Here is a 17,449-nt window from a genome sequence, read left to right as displayed (position 1 = left end):
CAATGGCATGAGACGAGGTGCAATGAAAAAGGCCCCCGATGATCGGGGGCCTTGAGGAGGTTGCCGTATGCCTGGAGTTACTTCAGGCTGGGAACCAGGAGCAGCAGCACGAAGTATATGCCGATGGCCAGATGGGGGGTCAGGTATATCAGACCGCTGTTGTAGGCCAGGAAGAAGAAGAACGGCGCCGAGAAGATGGCAAGGCCGATCGAGAGCGGTATCAGCATCGAGGTCAGAGCGCCCACAATTTCGGAGATGCCGTCCGAGACATCCTGAGAGATGCGGTTCACATAAAGACCCGGGTTGGTGAAGAAGGCGACGATCGTCATCACCAGGGTTATGACAGCCCAGGCGCCGGGCGTATTCTGGACCGTTCCCAGGACCGGCACATTCTCGATGAACCGCATGTCCGCCGTCCACAGCATCAGTCCGCTCGCGAAGATGCCCAGGAACGTCGCAACGTGTATCAGCGACAGGGGTATGGTGTAGAAGGTGACTTTGGCAGCTTGCGACATGACGGGCTCCTCGTGGCTCTATGTCATAAATATACGCATAACTGAATCACGCGTCAACAGGTATCGGATATTATTTTTCGCAAATCACCAACAGTGCAAATAGCATGCATATCTGCAATTGAAAAGGGCCACCTTGCGGTGGCCCTGGCTTTTTTTCGCTGTCCGTCAGCCTCCGGTCACGGGCCTCTCCGGCGGGCCGTCCGTGCCGTCGGCGCCGTCCCTTCCGTCCCGCCCCTCGGTCCCGTCCTTCGCCGCGGTGCCCGCGTCACCCTTGTCGCCCTTCACGGCCTGGGCGGGGCCCTGTGCTGGGGATTGGGCGGGGCCCTGTGCGGAGGGCTGGATGCCCCCGCCGCCGTCGTTACGACCGGCCGTGGCGCCGCCTGCAGCGCCTCTTGAAGCGCGGCCGCCGCGGGGAGCCTTGGCCTGACCTGCGCTGCCGCCGCTGGATCCGGCGGGCCCTGCGGCCGGCGCCGCCGGCGTGGAGACAACCGCTCCGGCCGGGCCGCCCGCACCGGTGTCATTGTTGCCGGCGCTGGCCGCTGCCGCGGGTGCTCCTCCGTTGCCGCCGCCCGGCGCCCCACCTGGCCCGTCACCCTTCGGACCGCCGGAACCGCCATCGTTCTGCCCTGCGGATTTCGGCGAGCCGTTCTCGGCGCTTGACAGCTTGGTCATTGCCGCGCCGTTTACCGCGGATGCACCTCCCTTGATCCCGGCAATCCCAAACCGGCCAACGGCGCCGGCGGCCTGATGGGTGCCCGCGGCAGCAGCGGCCATCGCTCCGCGCACGCGGCCTTCGCCACCATCGGCGACGTTCGAATCCGCCCCCATCCAGCGAAGCACCTTGCCTGGAAACTCCGAGACCAGGGAGAAGCTGCGCTCGATGATGACGATGTAGATCACGGTCATCGCGACGCTGATCACGAGGATCCCGGTGATCATCGTGGGGATCGTGGCGTTCAGCAGGGCCGCCGCGACATTGTTGATGCCGACGTCGACCAGGGAGGTCGTCACCCTGAAGAGGGTCATGCCGACGATGAACCCGAAGATCATCAGGATCGGGGTCATGGTCAGGGACAGCAGCATGAGCCAGCCCTGCCGGCCCGCATCGCCCGAAACGCCGTCTCCATCCATGCGCATATGCCCGATCGCCCAGAGATTGACCGCGACCACCGCCTCGACGATCAGGAGGAAATAGCCGGAAACCGCCATGATCCAGAAGAAGAACGGCATCAGCGGCAGGATGATGGCCATCGTGGACCCGGTCGCGATGAACAGGTTCGCGATGCCGGCCAGGGAGGACACCTTGATGGCCACGATCATCAGGGCCCAGCCGCCGGCGATCAGCCAGTCGCCGATGATGGTCATGCCGATCATCGGATCGGAAGCCCAGTTCGACGGGGATGTCCAGTTGATCATCCCGTTCAATGCCCCGGTGATCATGGGCTTGAGCCCCGGAATCCATTCCAGAAGACTTCCGCCATCATCCGTGCGGCCGACGATCAGCATGTCCTCCATCACCTTCGGGGACAGCTGGAAGCCGAGGGCGGCGAGGCCCGATGTCGACAGCTCATAGACCTGCTGCACCTTGGCCATCCAGAACGAGACCTCGGAGGCGGTCGCAAAGCCGCCATCCTCGACCGCATCATCCGCGCCCCAGCCGAACCAGCCCCAGCCCGGGTTGGCGCCGGTCGAGACGTAGATGTCGTTGCTGGTCGCTTCGGTCCGGGTGATGTAGGACCCCATCGTCGCGGTCGGCATGGCCGTCGTGAGGGTCGACAGCTCGTTGTTGAGCTGCGCCAGCATCATATACCATGATCCGGCACCGATCCAACCTTCGCCATAGCACTGGACCGGCGGTCCGTCGGCCGTCCCGGCGGAGGTGGTGCAATTCGCCCCGGTGATCCGGTTCAGCATCATCTGCCGGGTATTGGCCGCGGTGCGGTCCGCGCCGATGGCCGTGTCGAGGATGCCATTGATGTTGGCGTGATGCCGATCGTTGACATAGTGGTAGAGGGCCACGAATTCGGCGGAATAGTCCCGCTTCGGATCGCTGGCGCCACTTGCCATGGCATCCTGCGCCATTTGACCCGCGATGACGCGAAGGCCCGGGATCGAGCCGCCGTTGCCGTTGGTGAGCCCGTCGACGACGTCGGAATGCGCCTGGGAAAATCGCGTGACGAGGGCCGACTTGAGGGAGCCCGGAATGCCGGTCGCGGTCGCGGAATCCTCGATGCTGTTGATGAACTGCGGGATGGCCGGGGTGGATACGGTTCCGCACACGCCGCGGATCTTCCGCTCACCGGCCTCGTCCAGCATGTAGGTGGTGTTTTCGATGACGCCGCCATCCGTGTTCTCGGTCGCGCGGACGACGGTATTGGCGGTGGCGCTGCTGTAGGAGGCCGCGCGCGCGACCTGTCCGTTGAGGATCGCGATGCACGCCTCGTTCATCAGGATGGATTCGAAGAGGCTCGTCGAGATGTCCGGGGCCTCGATCGAGATCGGCGCCTCGCCGTTGATGACGAGCGTCGCGGCGGTGGTCCAGATCGAACTGGCGATGTTGGTCGAGCCGCGCACCAGGTAGGCCACGCCGGACTGCGCGACGTTATACCCGCCCATGCCCGGAATGGGCACCAGGAGGCCGACGGCGAAGACGACCCGGATCGGCGCCCAGAGCGAGGACCAGCGCTGTCCGAGAATGACGCCCTCATGGGCGGACTGCATGACGCCGATAGTGATGTTCCAGAAGAGCAGCATGCCGCCAAGCACCAGGCAAACCACGTTGAAATAGCCGATGAGGGTCGAGAAGACCGTCGGCACGGTCTGCGCGCCCACAGACACGGTCGCCGAAGGGAAGAGCGGTCCGAAGATCTGGTTGAGGAAGGTGGACGTATAGGCGTCCCCGTAATCCGTGCCGAACATGGCCGCGGTTTCCATGGGCGTCGGCGTCTGCGTCTGCGCCAAGGCGCCGCCCCCGGTCAGAAGGAGGGCGGCCGCGATGCATGCGAGTATGGCCGCATGACCTCTCCAGTCCAGAATCTTCATCGTCAGCACCTTCTCGTGGTCGTGGCGGGGCGAGATATCCGGATTTCCGCTCCAGCCGTGCAGATGTCGTTTTTGAAAGCTTATGCGAGAAATGGAAAAATCATAAATGGATTCACCCCGGGCCCGTCCGGCACAGGGAAAATCTTGGGGAGAACGGGACCGCCCCGGGCATGAAAAAGCCCCGCATTGCGGGGCTTCTCATCGATCCGGTTGACCGGATCAGCGGTTGTAGACCACGGTCAGCACGCCGGCAGTGCATCCGGCGGACTGCTTTTTCGGGCCCAGGTCTGCGACGGCAAGGCGCTCGCAAACGCTGTCCGTCAGGTTGGCCATCGTGACCGTGAAGGCCTGGTCGCCGCCGGTCAGACCAACGTCGTTGAAGGTCGATGCCGGCAGCCCGGACCGGACGGCGAAGACCGATTCTGCGAGAGTTGCGGCGGCTCCGCCCGAGGAATCCTCTTCAGCGGCAGTCGTGACGTCATCGAAATCGGCCGACATGCGATACTGCGACCGAACCTCGGAGGAAATCGAGACGATGGCGCGGGTCCTGTCGGTGACATCCGAGCCGTTCTGGGCCTGCGAGAAATAGACCAGACCGCCGACGATCAGGCCGAGGCCGATGATCAGCACCAGGGTGATCTCGACCAGGGTGAAACCGCGCTTGCGGAGGGATTTCATGTTCTTCATAGCGAGCTTCCTTTTTCCCCTTGTGCCAGGGGCGATGCTAATGAGGGGGCGAGCCATCCAGTCGACGCCCGCCGGCTGAACTTCCCTCATTATCTTGCTAAACCGTGTGGGGTCCAAATGCGAAAACACAACCACGCATCCCATTATGTGGATAAACCCCGTCCCCGGTCTCGGAATTCGTCCCTGCAGGTTGCGCGGATGCCTCCGTCTTGCATCCTCTGCAAGTATCGACACGCGACAAGAGGCAGGTGGGGGCGCTTGTGCCGGTCCGCCGGCCGATGCCGGAGAGTTATCCGTATTTTCCGGACGCCCGGCAGTCTCGATCGCAAAAGGCGGCCCATTCGAGATGGGCCGCATTTCTTCGCGCTCTGCGGAACTCAGCGCTGGACGGAGGTGGTGATCTGGTCCTGCAGCGAGAAAATGCCGCCGACGATGCCCATGATCACGAAGAACACCATGATCATCGCGACGGTGCGCAGCATGGACATGGTCTTGCCGATGTTTTCCTGGGCCTGATCGATCCAGGTCTTGGCGAGGGTCGACAGCTGGCCGCTCAGATCCTGGGTCTCCGCGAAGATCTTGATGTTGAGGTTCATGTTCGTGTCCGGCCAGCCGGTCCCGGCCTTGTAGAGGGCGGCGCCGAGGTTGTTCCCGTTGAGCATCTGGTTGCGGACCCGCTGAATCCTGTATTTGACATAGGGGGTGGCCTGCGGGTGCAGCCGATCGAGCGCCTGAACCGCGGGCATGCCGCCCTGTATGAGCGATGCCATCGACATGAGGAACGAGATGCCGGTATACATCCGGTAGGTCGCGTAGATCGGAAACTTGTCGGCGATGATCCGGCCGCCCCCCGCCCACCGGGGCAGGGACGCGATCAGGGCGGTGACCAGGATCGCGGTCGTGATGAGGAGCGGGGTGACGTAGCTCAGCGCGAAGTCATTCATGAACCGCAGGAAGCCGGCTGGCCCCCGCCACTCCTCCATGGGCAGGATCATCCCGATCTTCGGGACGACCGAGTTCCCGAAGTAGACCATGATCGAGATGACCATGGCGACCAGGAGGATGGGATAGGCCAGGCCGCCCAAGATGGCGCCCTTGATCTTCTTCTTCTTCTCCATCATGACCAGATAATCCTTGAGATTGGCCACGAAGTCGTTCGAGTTCTCGATGGCCTCGAAGACCATCACGTCCTCCTGCGGCACCCAGGGCTTGAGGGCCTGGCCGAGCGAATATCCGTTCTTCATGCTCTGGATGATGTCGTAGAGCACGATCGCGGTGGTCTCGCCGGGCTTGGTGCCCTCACGGGAGGCCACATCCCAGCTCATCTGGATCGCGTCCGTCTTCGCCATGCCGGTGGCCAGCAGCGAGATGAGCTGGCTGTAGAGCTCACGCCGCTGCTTGTAGCGGAAGCTCAGCTTCGCAAGTTTCTTCTCCAGCGCCGACGCCTTCTTGACGGCCATTTCCAGATCCTCCTGAGATTCAGCGCCCGTTGGCGGGCAAGTCCTGTTTACTTTTTCGCGTTTGCGATTTCGGCCTCTGTCTCGGCCTTGGCCTTCGCCGCCTCCTGGGCGTCGAGTGCCTCCACGTCGCGGCGCAGGCGATCCTTCAGGAACATGAAGTCGCGCTTGTAGATCTCGAAGAGGTCGACCTCCTCCTCGATCTCGTTGATGTCGCAAAGGCCGGCACCGAATTTCGACAGGGCGTGATGGAGGACCGGCACGCCGCCGAGGCCGCCGTCCTCACGCGTCCTGAGCCAGTATTCTCGCATCTGCGACCGCTCGCCGCGCGCGTAGAACTCGAGGAGCTTGGGATCCGTCAGCACGGTCTCCGCAACGACCGTCCGGCCGCTCAGGCCGAGCTTGCACTTCGGGCATCCCTCGCCGCGCGCATAAAGCACATCTGGGCTCTTGTTGAAGAGCTTGCAGAGTTCCACCGCGAGCGTCTTCTCCACCTGCCGCCGTGCGACCGCCTCGCGCAGCGTGATGCGGCAATGCCTGCACATCACCCCGGTCAGGCGCTGGTAGACCAGACCGCGCACGACGGTCGGGTCCTGGAGCTTCCAGCTCTCGACACCGAGGTCGGTCAGGCGATCGAGAATGCCCAATGCGGTCCCCGCATGGACGGTGGACCAGAGCGCATGTCCGGTCATGACGGCCTGGACCGCCAGTTTGGCGGTCTCTGTGGAGCGGGTCTCGCCCAGGACAATGACGTTTGGGTCGGAGCGAAGCGATGCCTTCATCGCCTCCACGAAGCCGTCCGTGCCGTCCGGGTTCTTCTTCACGGGCACCTGGATCGCGCCGGGCAGGTCCAGTTCGACCGGCTCCTCGATGGTATACATCGAGATCTCCTTGTTCTTGTCCACGAACATCTTGTTCAGGACTCGCTGGAGCGTCGTCGACTTCCCGGATGACACCTTTCCGGCGAGGACATACATTCCGTTCGTCCTCTTCCGCATGATCGAGATGTCGCGGATCTGCTGGGCATTGTAGCCAAGGTGATCGATCTCGATCTCGTTCGCGGGCGCCTCGTATTTCAGGCGCATGACCAGCGCCCCCCTGCCGTCCGAGGTCGGCGAATACTGCAGACGGACCATCTCCACCCTGTTGGGCAGAAGACCGGATTTCGCGGTCAGCGCGCCTTGCTGAAACGAGAGGTCCGACGACGTGCCGGCCAGGTCGGAGGCGACCGCGAAAGCGGCCTTGATGAGCGCCATGCCCTCCTCGGATTTCCGTGAGGTGAGATCCTTGACCCGCCCGTAGACCCGAACACGGATCTCGGTATAGCGCTTCAGCACCCGGATATGGACGTCGGATGCCTGGTCAGCCCCGGCCTGGCGCAGGATATCCGCCAGGTCGACCTGGCGCTCCAGCTGCAGCGCGGCCGAGACCGCGTCCTGATCGTTGCGGCCATGGGCGGCCTGGTAGAGGTCGAGAATGGTCGGGATCTCGGCCTCGATGAACTCGGTGAAACGCAGCCCCTTGCGCTGAGCCGCGCCCAGAAGATGGCTCAGTTCCGCCGACCATCGTTCTCCCTTGGCATGGACCACCCGACCATCGGAGAACAGCGCGAAGCGCCTGCGCTGGCTTTCGGTCGACGGGATCGACCCACCCTCCCGCGTCAGCAGCTCAGCATCCGGATTCTGGTTGGCAATCAGTTCTGCTGACATAACGGAATCAATCTTTCGATCTGCTTTTCGCATTCCGGCAAGGTGCCGTCCCGCGCTTGATGGGTGCTGTGGGCGTGCCCTCAGCCGCCGAGATCGAGCTTCACGACCGAGCCGCTGCGCAGGAGGGTGATCGACTCCAGATCGATCGCTTCCACGACGGTGTCATCGGGCAGCTTGTCGCCGACCTTGGCCACCATCTGCTCGCCGTCCCGGCTCAGCACCGCGACGAGTGCATCCCCGGTGCCGTGGACCCCGCGGAGCGAGAGGCCCCGGACGCGGCCCGCCGAAGATGCCGCGATCTCCTCGATCTTCGCGGTCTCCGCAGCGATCTTGCGGATCTCGTCGGCAAGCAACCGAGCAACCTCCGGGCTGAACTTGCCATCCGGCCCCAGGAGCGCCGAAGGCTGCGTGACCTCGGAAACGGCCTCCGGCATCGCGATCGCACCGCCTTCGAGGAAGGAGGACCCGTCGTCGCGCGCGGCGGGGGCGGTGGTCGCCTCCTTGGCGGTCGGTCCGGCCTTCGCCACCTCAATCTCGCCCAGCAGCTTATGGCGCTCCAGGTCCGCGGTCAGCATGATCGGGCTGTTCTCGAGCTGCTGGGCAAGCATCGGGTAATGCAGCTTGAAGCCGTCCGCGCCCAGATACCCGATCAGCCGCTCGATCGCCTCAGCCCGCTTGATCTCGCGGTCGATGATCAGGATGTCCTCACCCATGCTGGCCTGGCGTTCGAGCGTGCCCATCGCGTCGAGGCGGCGCAGTTCGGCGGCCACGACCGGATCGACCTCCTCGGCGATTTCCCGATCCGCATTGTCCGGCCCGGCGGGAGTCGGATCTTCTGCGGCATCCTCGGGCATGACGAGAACAGGAACATCCGCGGTGTCGCCTGCCATATCGGGAAGGAGCGGCTCGTCCGCCGCGGTCGAGAGCTCCTGCAGCGGAATGTCCTGAGCGACGACCGGGGCCTGGAAGGCAATGAGCGCCAGCACCGACATACCGACCGGCAGAAGGAATTTGGAAGCGGAATTCGTCATTTTTACCTCTGGAAAATGGCTGCGGTCTCAGCGCATCTCTGGTGGGAAGATCGGCGGATGATTGACCCGGAATGTGAGGTCCCAGATGCCGGTTGCCGGTGAATATACCAGCGCATCCGGCACCAAGGCAGGGATGTCCTTCAACATATCCCCAAAATTCGCAAACCCGAGCTCGCTTGACAGCTGAACCTCGTGCGCATTGAAGACGACCTGGTTCGTTGCCGCGCTCTGGTTGCCCGCCGCCGGACGGATATTGATGGGCAGATCGTAATGGAGGAAGCGCTCGCGGATGCGGCTCTCCATGACCTGCGGATCCCAGGGCGTCACGGACATCTCGTCGCCGGTCGCGACCTCGGAGCTGAATTCCTCAGACCAGCTGGCCGTCGTGAAGTCCTCCGAGAAGATCGGAACGGGCCTCTGGGGCGGCATGAGACTGCGCAACCAGGTGGTCTTGCCCCCATTGCGGGCCCAGCCCGTTGCGACCGATCCCTCACCACGCGTGATGGAGCAGCTCAGCGGCTGGTTCTCCCAGCCCGGCACCATCAGCAGCGCATCCTCGATCCTTGCACCGCAATCCGAGATGAAGGTCCGGATGTCGGACGCCATGAACCAGGGCAGATCCGGGGCCTCGTAGGTGACGCTCGCCGCCGCGCGAAGGCGAAGCTCCTCGAGCTGGCGTGCCTGCTCCGCCTTCTTGCTCTGGACATAGGTGAATCCGCCCAGGGCGACGGCGACGACCATGGTGCCGAGGAGGGCGCGAGGGAGGTTGTCCTTGACCGGGGTGCTGGAGCGCAACTTCTCGCCCAGCCTGAGATCGACGACCTCGTGGAGCTGCTCCGAGCGCGAACCGCTGATGCCCCATTCCGAGGGGGCGAAGATGGCGGTCCAGTCCGGTGCCTGAAGGTCGTTCAGCAGGACTTCCTCGGCCTGGTGTCGCGAGTTCACCACCTGGTCGTCGAACACCTTTCCGTCGCGGATCGATCCGATCCACCACTGCTCGCCGTTTGGGCTGATCTGGAAGGCGCCGACCCAGCGATCTCCGGTGATCTGTGGAGACAGCATCGTGACCAGGGCACGCATGCCGACGCTGTGACCGAGCTCCTGGCTGCCGATGCCCATGAACCCGGTGTTGCGGGTGTCCGTGTAGAAGCGGAATGTGGCGGAGAGCTGCGTGGGGTCGCTGTGCGAATGCTCGGTCAGTTCGGCCAGGCGCTCCTTGACCGATACGTCCTCTTCCGGCGGTATCCACTGAAGCGCGACCGCGGTCTTCTTCTTGCCGAATGCGAGCACGCCCACTTCCGGACGGGAGATGTCCGCCGGTGTCTGGATCGCCTTCTTCGCCGCGGCGATCTGCTTCTCGCCGGGCTTGCGTTCACCGGCCGCGGTTGCTGACCCGCGTCGACCGAACTTGGATTGCAGATTCCGGACGCCGCCGGTCAGACCCGCAATGGACAGGCCGGCCCGTTTCGTGCCCCCCCGAACCGGGGTGGCCGGCGCCACGCCGGATGCGGCGTCGGCCTGCCGGGGCGGCGGGGCGGCCTTACTGGAGAACGGCATCGCGAAGCGCGACTTCGCCCCACGGGCCGTGGCATCAGGCCCCGCCTCCGCGGCAGATCCTCCGGCATTGCCGGCCGGCCCGGTCCCGTCGCCGTTCTTGTCTCTCTTGAGGAATTTCATGGTCCGGTCCTGATTGTTCTGGTGATCGCGAGAGGAGGCCATGCGGGCGGCAAGCCGCCCGCAGCGCGATCAGCGGCTGATCAGGCGCGGCGTGATCATCATGACCGTGGCGACACGGTCGGTGGCGGCGCCGCCGGACTTCGAGAACCCGGTGAGAAGGCTTGCTCCCTTGCGGTCATCCTCGGTGACGCGTTCGCGCTCGAAGCCGGCGATCACCAGGGTCTGGCCGTTCTCGAGGACAGCCTGCTGCTCGAAGGTGGTGGTCGACACCTCGGGGAGCTGCACCGCTTCATTGCCCTCGCCGAAGGTCTGGATGTCGTTCAGCTCGGACAGCCGGACCGTATACTGGACCATGATGTCGCGGTTGTTCATGACGCGCGGGAAGAGCTGCATCTGGAAGCCGGTCGTCACGGTGTCGGGCGAGCGCACGATGCGGTCGTTGCCTTCATCGTCTTCCTCGATGGTGACCTCCGCGAGATAGGCGAACTCATCCACGACCTCGATCGGCGCCACGCGGTTGTTCGAGGTGGTGGTGCCGGCCCGGGTCGTCACCGCGACCTTGCCCTGCGTCGACAGGGCGTTCACGACCGCCCCGAGAGACACGTCGCCCGAGATGAGGCCGATGTTGTAGGATCCGATCTCACCGCTCGACCCGAAGGGGGATCCGCCGAACCGGGCGGCGCCGTTCGTTCCCCGGGCCAGTGCGGCTGCCAGGTCCACGCCGTAATTCTGCTCGTCCTTCAGGTTCACGGTCATGACGTAGACGTCGAAACTGATCTGCTGACCGACCGACGCGTTCAGCTCGTTGATGTATTCCTTCACCCGGTTCTGGTCCGAGATCCTGGCGGTGACGGTCACCAGCCCGGTGGTCGAGCCGATCGACATGCCCGAGCCCTCGCCGAGGAGGCTGTTCAGGGTCTCGCGGACCTCCGCCCAGACATCGGAGGACATCGAACTGCCCGAGGTGATCCCGTTGTTGCCGATCGCGGTCGTCGCGGTGGTGGCGACGGGCAGGGCGGTGATCTGATATTTCCGCGTCACGTAGTCACGGAAGATGATCCGCCCCTCGGAATACGACCATTCGACGTCGAAGTTCGAGGTCACCTTGTTCAGGACGTCCGAGAGCGAGCCGCGCAGATCGGGAGTGATCTTCTGCTGGTTGATGGCGTCGTCCTGGGGGGCGGCGCTGCGGCGCACTCGAGGCTCTTCGGGCGCCTCGCGGCCCATGGCGATGGGGGAGCTGGAATCCGATGCGGATGGCAGCTGCTCGACGCCTCCGGCAATCTGACCGGTAGGGCCGAGCGCCAGGACGTGCTGGATGTTCGTGGCGGCGGTCAGGCGCTGCGCCACTTCCGCCAGCGTCATCGGGTCACGGCTCTTCAGCACGACCGCGCTGGCCGACTGCAGATGCGCCGGCAGCAGGGCGGAGGAATTGTTGCGCTCGGGGGAGGCGCCCACGAAAATGCCGTTGGAGAACTGCGAACCGCCGGCTCGCACATTATTGCGGTCACCCATGCGCTCCAGACCCATGTTCACCGCACCGGATGCGCGGTCGAGTTTCGGGTTCGAGCTGGGGGATCCGCAGGCGCTCAGGATCGCGGCAGACAGAAGCAGGACAGCAGAAATCTTCAGTTTCATTTTTCGTAATTCCCATACATCCGTCAGTTGCTGGTGAGCGGAGCGTTCTGAATGTGCAGAACCTTGTTGCCGCGATGGAATTTCGCCGAGAGCTCCGGATTGTCCAGGTAGATGGTGTCGATGAGGCGGGAGGCGCTCTCTTCGAAGCCGCCACTGAACGCCGCGGAGGCACGCATGCGGTAGTCGATGGGACTGTCCCAGATGATGGTCCATCCCGACACCATGCTCCACCCCTCGAGGGTGTCCTTCAGCGAGGCGCCGGCCATCACGATCCACCGGTTCTGGGCCCCGATCTGGACGGCCTGGCCCGGCGCACCACCGTCGGCATGGGCCGGTCCGACCGCGGCAGTTGCCGCGGTGGCCAGGAGAGCCGCGGCGAGGAGCTTTCCGGGAAATGCCTTCTTCACTGCCGACAGGTCCATCTTCAACTTCCTTTGGTGGTCGCCGTCAGGTCGGACGACTGTGATGTTTGAGTTTCGGGCTGATCAGGATCGGCACCCTGATCGCCCACGGGCTTACCCGCTGACCGGTCGGGCCGAGCCTTCGGTCGGGAGGAGGTCGCCGGGGCCGGTTGGTCACCATCCGTGACGGGCCGGGCGGCCGGGCGGTCCGGATCGGCCTTGCTCACGAGGACCTCGTCGCCGCGCATCACCGGGCCGGAGACAAGGATTTCGCCGCCGGTCACCGCGCCGTCGGCAGGGACCTCCCCGTCGAGGGCCGGAACGCCCGCATCCAGAGGCACCTGCGCGACCTCGAGCCGATCACCAGACTCGAAGGTGATGGACTGGTTTCCCTGGTCGAGCGAGATGTCGAGAACCCGGCCGAACTGACCCACCACGACGCCGGGGATCACCTCGAAGCGGGATCCGGGAATGGTGGCGTTGCTCATCTCGACACGGCCGTCCGGGGAAACGATCATCTCCCAGTTGGCCAGTGCCATGACGGAGCCGTCGCCGACGCTCACCGGCAGCTGCGGCTCGGAAGGTTCAGGGGCCACCGCGGAGGAGGTTCCTGCGGAGGCGATATGGGCCAGCAACTCCTCGGGGCTCTTCCGGGTCAGGTCCTCCTCGCTCAGGCTCGGGATACCCTTCAGCGCAAGCTGTGGATTGATCGCAGGTGCCGAGCCCGGATTGTTCATCATCTCGACCATCAGGGCGATGGCCTCGATCTGGTCCTGGGACATGCCGGACATCGCCCGGATCGCTGCGGGGGAGAGCAGGAAATCCACGCTCGCGGGGGCGGCGATCGGCTCCGGGTCGGGGGTTGCGACCGGCTCTTCGTCCATGCTCCTGCGCTTGGCGGCCTCGATGTCGAAGACGGTGTTGCTGAAGGACACCGGATCACCATCGTGGGTGTAGTCCTTGATGTAGTCGCCGGTCAGCAGGGCCTGGATCCGATCCGCATCGATCGCTTCATCGGACACGTAGCGGTCCGTCAGCTGGCCGCGGATCACGTTCATCATGTAATTCGACGGATCGGACATGGCCTCGGGGCCATCGGCGTCACCCGGTTGCTCGACGGCCACATCCTCGGTGGGAAGCACGAGCGCGGGCATCGCACCTTCTGCCGGCGTCGGGGCTTCCGCCCCGGCCGCCGATGCCATGAGATCCTCGCCGGGTGTCAGGACCTCCGGCATCTCCACCGTCACCAGGTCCTCGACGGAGGCCGCATCGGTGGTGGCCTCCGTGATGGCGGGTGCGTCCTCTGCGGAATGCTCCTCGGCCATGGTGGGACCACAGAGGATGGTGCTTGCCAGCAGCGCCGCGAGAACGCCGTTCCATCCGCGCTTCAGAATGATCATCGCTTCGTGCTCCGCTGCTGAACCGACTTGATCGTTCCGGTCACGCGCTCGATGCGGTCGCGGGTGAAGACCTCCTCGACCAGGCCGTGACGGGCGAAGACGCCGAGTGAACTGATGATGTTGTATCGATAGACCTCGAACGGCTTCGTGATCTTGCCGGTGAAGAGATCGTCGATCGCCTCGGGGTGCTTGCTTGCCATCTCGATGAGGGCCGAGAGGCGCAGATCCGCGGGAAGGTAGGCCAGGATGCGCAGGGAGTTCTGGCGCACGAAACTGCGGGCCGGACCATCACGAAGGCCGGCCTGTGCCGCCGCAATCACGCTCATGACGCGCGGAACGACAGCGCTGGCGCCGCCCCGCCGGGGAGCGGTCCAGGACTCGTTGCGCGAGACCTCGTCAGAGGCGCTGATCAGCGCGGTCACGACCGTTTCCGGCAATGCCCCGTTGGCGCCCTTGTGCGGGTAGCGATTGTTGCTCATGTCGTGGTGAAGCCTGTTCCCGTTCCTTGCTCCATTCTTCACATATTCGCCAGGGTTTCAATTTGCCCCTCTCAGGCACGCGGTGATTTATGTGGACAACATGCCCGAAATACAGATTTCTCTCTCTAGGAAATACTTTGGTTTCAATGACTTCGTTTGCCGTTTACGGTGATTGCCCGTAGTCTGGCCGGAAATCCTCTGGCGGAGTCCGACATGAACCATGAAAAGGAAAGCATCGCGCATGAAGAGGATGCGAATTATCGGGCGTCCGTCCTTTTTGCCACCGGCCTGGAGAAGCCGCATGTCTACTGCAGGAACGATCGGATCTTCGGCCCCGATATCGCCTTCCAGAGCCAGGTTCTGGTCCGGGACCTTCTGAAGCTCGGCCTGTTCTCGATGAACATCCATTCCATGGCCGGACTCGAGGATGTGGACGGAAACATCCCGGTCAGCTTTGCGCGAGTGCCGGCCTCGCTGCTTTCGATCGGCCTGGACTACGCCATCGATGTCGCGCCGACCGAGGATCATGAGGAGATGTCGGTTCCGGTCGTATCGCTCGATCAGCTCGAGCTTCAGATCCAGAGACTGGAGCAGCACTTCGGCCAGATCGTGGTTGACATCAGCCTCGTGGCCCGGATCGCGAGGCTCGCGCGTGACGTTCTCGCGCAGAGGCAGGAGCCGGGCGTCGCCTTGGACACTCGCCGGACGGAGGAGGCCTGATGGCTGCGAACGGACAGGGCGGCGCCCAGGGCGACAACGACCAGGAATTCATGAAGATGTGCATCATCGGGATCATCATGGTGGTCCTGGCGATCTGGTTCATCTCGACGCAGCGCTACCGGATCAACGCAATGATCGGCGCCGTCACCTGGATTCACGTGCTGCCATTCGCCTTGGCGGCACGCCATGCGGACTTCCTGAACGACATCCCCTTCCTGGGGAGGTGGCTATTCGTCCAGGCCGATGCGGCGCTGGGGTTCCTCGAGCAGGGCGGGTATGCGCTGATGAGTGCGGAGAACCGCAATGCGACCCTGATGTCCGGCGGCCGTTGCGCGGCTTTCATCTACGGGGGGATCTTCGGCTGGATCGCTCTGAACGGGAAGGAATTCCGCGTCGACCAGAAATATCGGCTGAGCCACAGCCTCGAAACCATGATCTGGGCGCAGTCCGACATCTGGATGACCTCGCGCCTTGCGCGCCACGTCAACCCTCTCGATCTCGAGGAGGTCGATGCACGCAGGCTTGCGGATCATGTCTCAAAGCGTGTGGCCAAGGGCACGAAGCTCCCGGGAAAGATGCTACCTCGGCAGATCGTGACCCTCACGCCCGGCGCCTGGTGCAGGTCGCTCCGGCCGGAGGAGTGGCTGATCGGGGCCGGGCTTGCTTTCGACGCGGATCACTACAAGCGCATGACCGCCCCCGACCGGAACGCCAGGACCTCGGATTTCGACTTCACACATACCTGGGAGAACCTGCAGCTCGAGGAGATTTCCGAGATGCTGTCGCGCCAGCTGCGCACCCCGTGGACGGGAGCGAAGGACCTCCGTCCCTGCCTGAGGGCGATCTTCGCCGTGATGGCGCTCTTCTACGACTACAAGGTCGACGAGGGCAACGAGCTCATCAACGACCTCGCGATCCTCAATGACGCGAACAAGGGCAAGGGCGGAACGATGGACCAGGCCCTGCGTGCGGAGGCGGGCATGATGGCCAGGATCGACAAGGTGGCGCTCGGCCGTCCAGGCCAGATGCTGGCGGCTGAAGGCAGGAACCACGCCTGGGTGGAGAGCGTATTCCCGGTGCTCGTCGCGGTGTCGCGCAAGGACCGCGGCGTGCTCCCGCCGGCCGCCTTCCTCTGGCTGAAGGCAGAGGATCGGCTGATGTGGTATATCCTGAACAATGTCGGCAACGAGGCCGTCATGGCGGAGGCCGCCGGCGCGATGGCGCATGCGCGCGCGGAGGCACAGCTGGGAAAGCCAATCCGCCGTCCCGCAGTCTACCAGGCCGCGCGGGCCTTGCTGGAGGACTATCTCGACATCACCAAGGAGCGTGTCGAGGGGCGTCACCGCAAGGAGATCAGCCGCCGGACCGCCGGACAGCAGATCGCGCTCATGCGCGACGACATCTACAGCGAGCCGGCATACGAGGAATGGGGGGACGAGAAGAACGCACCGGAGCGTGACGAATGGGGCCAGGTGATCACGAAGGAGAGCGTCGCATGAGCTTCCTTCTGCCCATCGCCCTCCTCTCCGCCTGCCTCTGGACGATTCTTGCACGCATCGGCGTCCGCCGGGCCTCCGAAGGGGAGGACCACATCCGCACAGGCCCCCTCTTCACGGCGGCCCTTACCGGCGGGCTTGCGGGAATGCTTGCCGGGACACAGGATCCGGCAACATCCGCGGTCACCGTCATCCTGTGCGCGGGTCTCATGGCAGGCGCCTTGGTTGATCGGGAGACCGGCTGGGCTCCCGACGCGATCGTGTTCCCGATCGTTCTTCTGGCCATGACGCTCGGCGCGCTGGAAGGCGCCTGGGAGCTGAGCCCGGTCCGGGCCGTCATCTATGCCGCGATCGGCTATTGGCTGCTGCAGGGCCTGTGGCTCCTGGCCGCCTGGAAAATTACGGATTTCTCTCCGCCGCCGCCGGCCGACCTGATCGCGGTCTTCCTGCCGATGATGTTCTTCGGCACCGACCTGCGATTTTCGGCGACGATGTTCGCCATGGCGGCCGCGCTCCTTCTGGCGCGACGGTTTTCCACCGTCTACGGGCTGTTTTCGCGCACCGATCTGATCATGCGAATAGTGAAAAAGGAAGACATGCGATACCCTGAGGGGCGTCACGGGATCACCCTGCTGGCGCTGGCCTTCCCGGTGTCGGCCCTGTCGTTGATCATCTCACGCATGGTGTGAAGAAACATGCTGCCGTTCATCCCACTCATGATCGCGATGACCTTGGCCGTTTCCTACGCTCTCGCACCCTATTCCGCGACGGTGAACGACAGCCCCGGCGTGAGCCTCAGCCACAACCTGCTTCTCGAACATTCCCGCCTCGTCAGGCTGGCCATCGATCAGGATCTGGTCAGCGGCCGGATCGGTGGCGACACGCCCGAGCCCCTGGTGCTCACGGCGGACTGGGTCACGCAGGTGGTCAACGGCGACGGCATGGTCGTGGTGGCAACCTACATGCCGGCCGGCGCCGATCTCAATACCCAGGTCCTTCGCGCCTTCGGTGAGATCAGCAACATCCGGCTGAGGAACATCCCGCGGAGCTACGTCGGCAACTACGTCTACGCCAGCGGCGGCATCGGGGGGACGATCGGGACGGGCGATTTCTCCGACATGCAGCTTCCGATTCCGGAAAATCACCCGGCCATCGTCACGGTCATCGATCCCAACTACTCCCGAGAACCCTGAAAGA

At 64.1% G+C, this 17,449-nt stretch carries 15 protein-coding genes; 4 read left to right on the top strand and 11 right to left on the bottom strand.

All coding sequences use genetic code 11. From position 1 onward, the window contains the following. Positions 1–77 precede the first annotated feature (77 nt). From AACG61_RS16540 to AACG61_RS16490, 11 genes are all read right to left on the bottom strand, one after another. The gene (locus AACG61_RS16540; RefSeq protein ID WP_411840062.1) at positions 78–515 is read right to left on the bottom strand and encodes a hypothetical protein; all 438 of its coding nucleotides are present in this window, start codon (positions 513–515) and stop codon (positions 78–80) included. Positions 516–680: 165 nt separating this feature from the next. After that, positions 681–3,557: a DotA/TraY family protein gene (locus tag AACG61_RS16535; protein ID WP_411840061.1), complete on the bottom strand. Its 2,877-nt coding sequence runs from the start codon at positions 3,555–3,557 to the stop codon at positions 681–683. 219 nt (positions 3,558–3,776) lie between these two features. Further along, the gene (locus AACG61_RS16530) at positions 3,777–4,334 is read right to left on the bottom strand and encodes a type II secretion system protein (protein WP_411840060.1); all 558 of its coding nucleotides are present in this window, start codon (positions 4,332–4,334) and stop codon (positions 3,777–3,779) included. Between the two features lie 287 nt (positions 4,335–4,621). Beyond that, complete coding sequence (locus AACG61_RS16525) at positions 4,622–5,704, bottom strand: type II secretion system F family protein (protein ID WP_411840059.1); 1,083 nt, start codon at positions 5,702–5,704, stop codon at positions 4,622–4,624. Positions 5,705–5,751: 47 nt separating this feature from the next. Further along, positions 5,752–7,410 carry a GspE/PulE family protein gene (locus AACG61_RS16520; RefSeq protein WP_411840058.1) on the bottom strand — a complete coding sequence of 553 codons (1,659 nt, stop codon included), beginning with the start codon at positions 7,408–7,410 and terminating at the stop codon, positions 5,752–5,754. A gap of 80 nt (positions 7,411–7,490) precedes the next feature. After that, entirely contained in the window at positions 7,491–8,441 is a 951-nt protein-coding gene (locus tag AACG61_RS16515; protein WP_411840057.1) for a hypothetical protein, read from the bottom strand. A gap of 27 nt (positions 8,442–8,468) precedes the next feature. Beyond that, the gene (locus AACG61_RS16510) at positions 8,469–10,118 is read right to left on the bottom strand and encodes a hypothetical protein (RefSeq protein ID WP_411840056.1); all 1,650 of its coding nucleotides are present in this window, start codon (positions 10,116–10,118) and stop codon (positions 8,469–8,471) included. A gap of 69 nt (positions 10,119–10,187) precedes the next feature. Then, a complete protein-coding gene (locus AACG61_RS16505; protein ID WP_411840055.1) occupies positions 10,188–11,756 on the bottom strand; it encodes a hypothetical protein in 1,569 nt (522 codons plus the stop codon). Between the two features lie 23 nt (positions 11,757–11,779). Beyond that, on the bottom strand, positions 11,780–12,178 hold the full coding sequence (locus tag AACG61_RS16500; protein WP_411840054.1) for a TcpQ domain-containing protein: 399 nt from the start codon (positions 12,176–12,178) through the stop codon (positions 11,780–11,782). Between the two features lie 2 nt (positions 12,179–12,180). Beyond that, positions 12,181–13,557, bottom strand: coding sequence for a hypothetical protein (locus AACG61_RS16495; protein WP_411840053.1), 1,377 nt, complete (start codon positions 13,555–13,557; stop codon positions 12,181–12,183). Continuing rightward, positions 13,554–14,036, bottom strand: a complete 483-nt coding sequence (locus AACG61_RS16490) for a hypothetical protein (RefSeq protein WP_411840052.1) — start codon at positions 14,034–14,036, stop codon at positions 13,554–13,556. Before AACG61_RS16490 ends, AACG61_RS16495 begins: the two co-directional genes overlap by 4 nt. A gap of 213 nt (positions 14,037–14,249) precedes the next feature. On the opposite strand from AACG61_RS16490, the gene AACG61_RS16485 reads away from it, so the two are divergent. Genes AACG61_RS16485 through AACG61_RS16470 form a run of 4 tightly spaced genes read left to right on the top strand, consistent with a single transcriptional unit; the run spans position 14,250 to position 17,445 of the window. After that, entirely contained in the window at positions 14,250–14,756 is a 507-nt protein-coding gene (locus AACG61_RS16485; RefSeq protein ID WP_411840051.1) for a hypothetical protein, read from the top strand. Beyond that, the gene (locus AACG61_RS16480; RefSeq protein WP_411840050.1) at positions 14,756–16,255 is read left to right on the top strand and encodes a hypothetical protein; all 1,500 of its coding nucleotides are present in this window, start codon (positions 14,756–14,758) and stop codon (positions 16,253–16,255) included. The genes AACG61_RS16485 and AACG61_RS16480 overlap by 1 nt, the downstream gene beginning before the upstream one ends. Then, positions 16,252–16,941: a hypothetical protein gene (locus AACG61_RS16475; protein WP_411840049.1), complete on the top strand. Its 690-nt coding sequence runs from the start codon at positions 16,252–16,254 to the stop codon at positions 16,939–16,941. The genes AACG61_RS16480 and AACG61_RS16475 overlap by 4 nt, the downstream gene beginning before the upstream one ends. 6 nt (positions 16,942–16,947) lie before the next feature. Further along, positions 16,948–17,445, top strand: a complete 498-nt coding sequence (locus tag AACG61_RS16470) for a hypothetical protein (protein WP_411840048.1) — start codon at positions 16,948–16,950, stop codon at positions 17,443–17,445. Positions 17,446–17,449: the final 4 nt, after the last annotated feature.

Origin of the sequence: Paracoccus sp. ME4 (genome assembly GCF_046736325.1) — a bacterium.
In the GTDB taxonomy this organism is placed as follows: domain Bacteria; phylum Pseudomonadota; class Alphaproteobacteria; order Rhodobacterales; family Rhodobacteraceae; genus Paracoccus.
The sequence above is the reverse complement of the archived record's forward strand: the minus strand, read 5'-3'. Positions and strand labels throughout refer to the sequence as shown.

Coding starts and splice junctions, on each gene's coding strand:
- AACG61_RS16540 (WP_411840062.1), bottom strand. CDS start 515: ATGTCGCAAGCTGCCAAAGTCACCTTCTACACCATACCCCTGTCGCTG.
- AACG61_RS16535 (WP_411840061.1), bottom strand. CDS start 3,557: ATGAAGATTCTGGACTGGAGAGGTCATGCGGCCATACTCGCATGCATC.
- AACG61_RS16530 (WP_411840060.1), bottom strand. CDS start 4,334: ATGAGGGAAGTTCAGCCGGCGGGCGTCGACTGGATGGCTCGCCCCCTC.
- AACG61_RS16525 (WP_411840059.1), bottom strand. CDS start 5,704: ATGGCCGTCAAGAAGGCGTCGGCGCTGGAGAAGAAACTTGCGAAGCTG.
- AACG61_RS16520 (WP_411840058.1), bottom strand. CDS start 7,410: ATGTCAGCAGAACTGATTGCCAACCAGAATCCGGATGCTGAGCTGCTG.
- AACG61_RS16515 (WP_411840057.1), bottom strand. CDS start 8,441: ATGACGAATTCCGCTTCCAAATTCCTTCTGCCGGTCGGTATGTCGGTG.
- AACG61_RS16510 (WP_411840056.1), bottom strand. CDS start 10,118: ATGAAATTCCTCAAGAGAGACAAGAACGGCGACGGGACCGGGCCGGCC.
- AACG61_RS16505 (WP_411840055.1), bottom strand. CDS start 11,756: ATGAAACTGAAGATTTCTGCTGTCCTGCTTCTGTCTGCCGCGATCCTG.
- AACG61_RS16500 (WP_411840054.1), bottom strand. CDS start 12,178: ATGGACCTGTCGGCAGTGAAGAAGGCATTTCCCGGAAAGCTCCTCGCC.
- AACG61_RS16495 (WP_411840053.1), bottom strand. CDS start 13,557: ATGATCATTCTGAAGCGCGGATGGAACGGCGTTCTCGCGGCGCTGCTG.
- AACG61_RS16490 (WP_411840052.1), bottom strand. CDS start 14,036: ATGAGCAACAATCGCTACCCGCACAAGGGCGCCAACGGGGCATTGCCG.
- AACG61_RS16485 (WP_411840051.1), top strand. CDS start 14,250: ATGAACCATGAAAAGGAAAGCATCGCGCATGAAGAGGATGCGAATTAT.
- AACG61_RS16480 (WP_411840050.1), top strand. CDS start 14,756: ATGGCTGCGAACGGACAGGGCGGCGCCCAGGGCGACAACGACCAGGAA.
- AACG61_RS16475 (WP_411840049.1), top strand. CDS start 16,252: ATGAGCTTCCTTCTGCCCATCGCCCTCCTCTCCGCCTGCCTCTGGACG.
- AACG61_RS16470 (WP_411840048.1), top strand. CDS start 16,948: ATGCTGCCGTTCATCCCACTCATGATCGCGATGACCTTGGCCGTTTCC.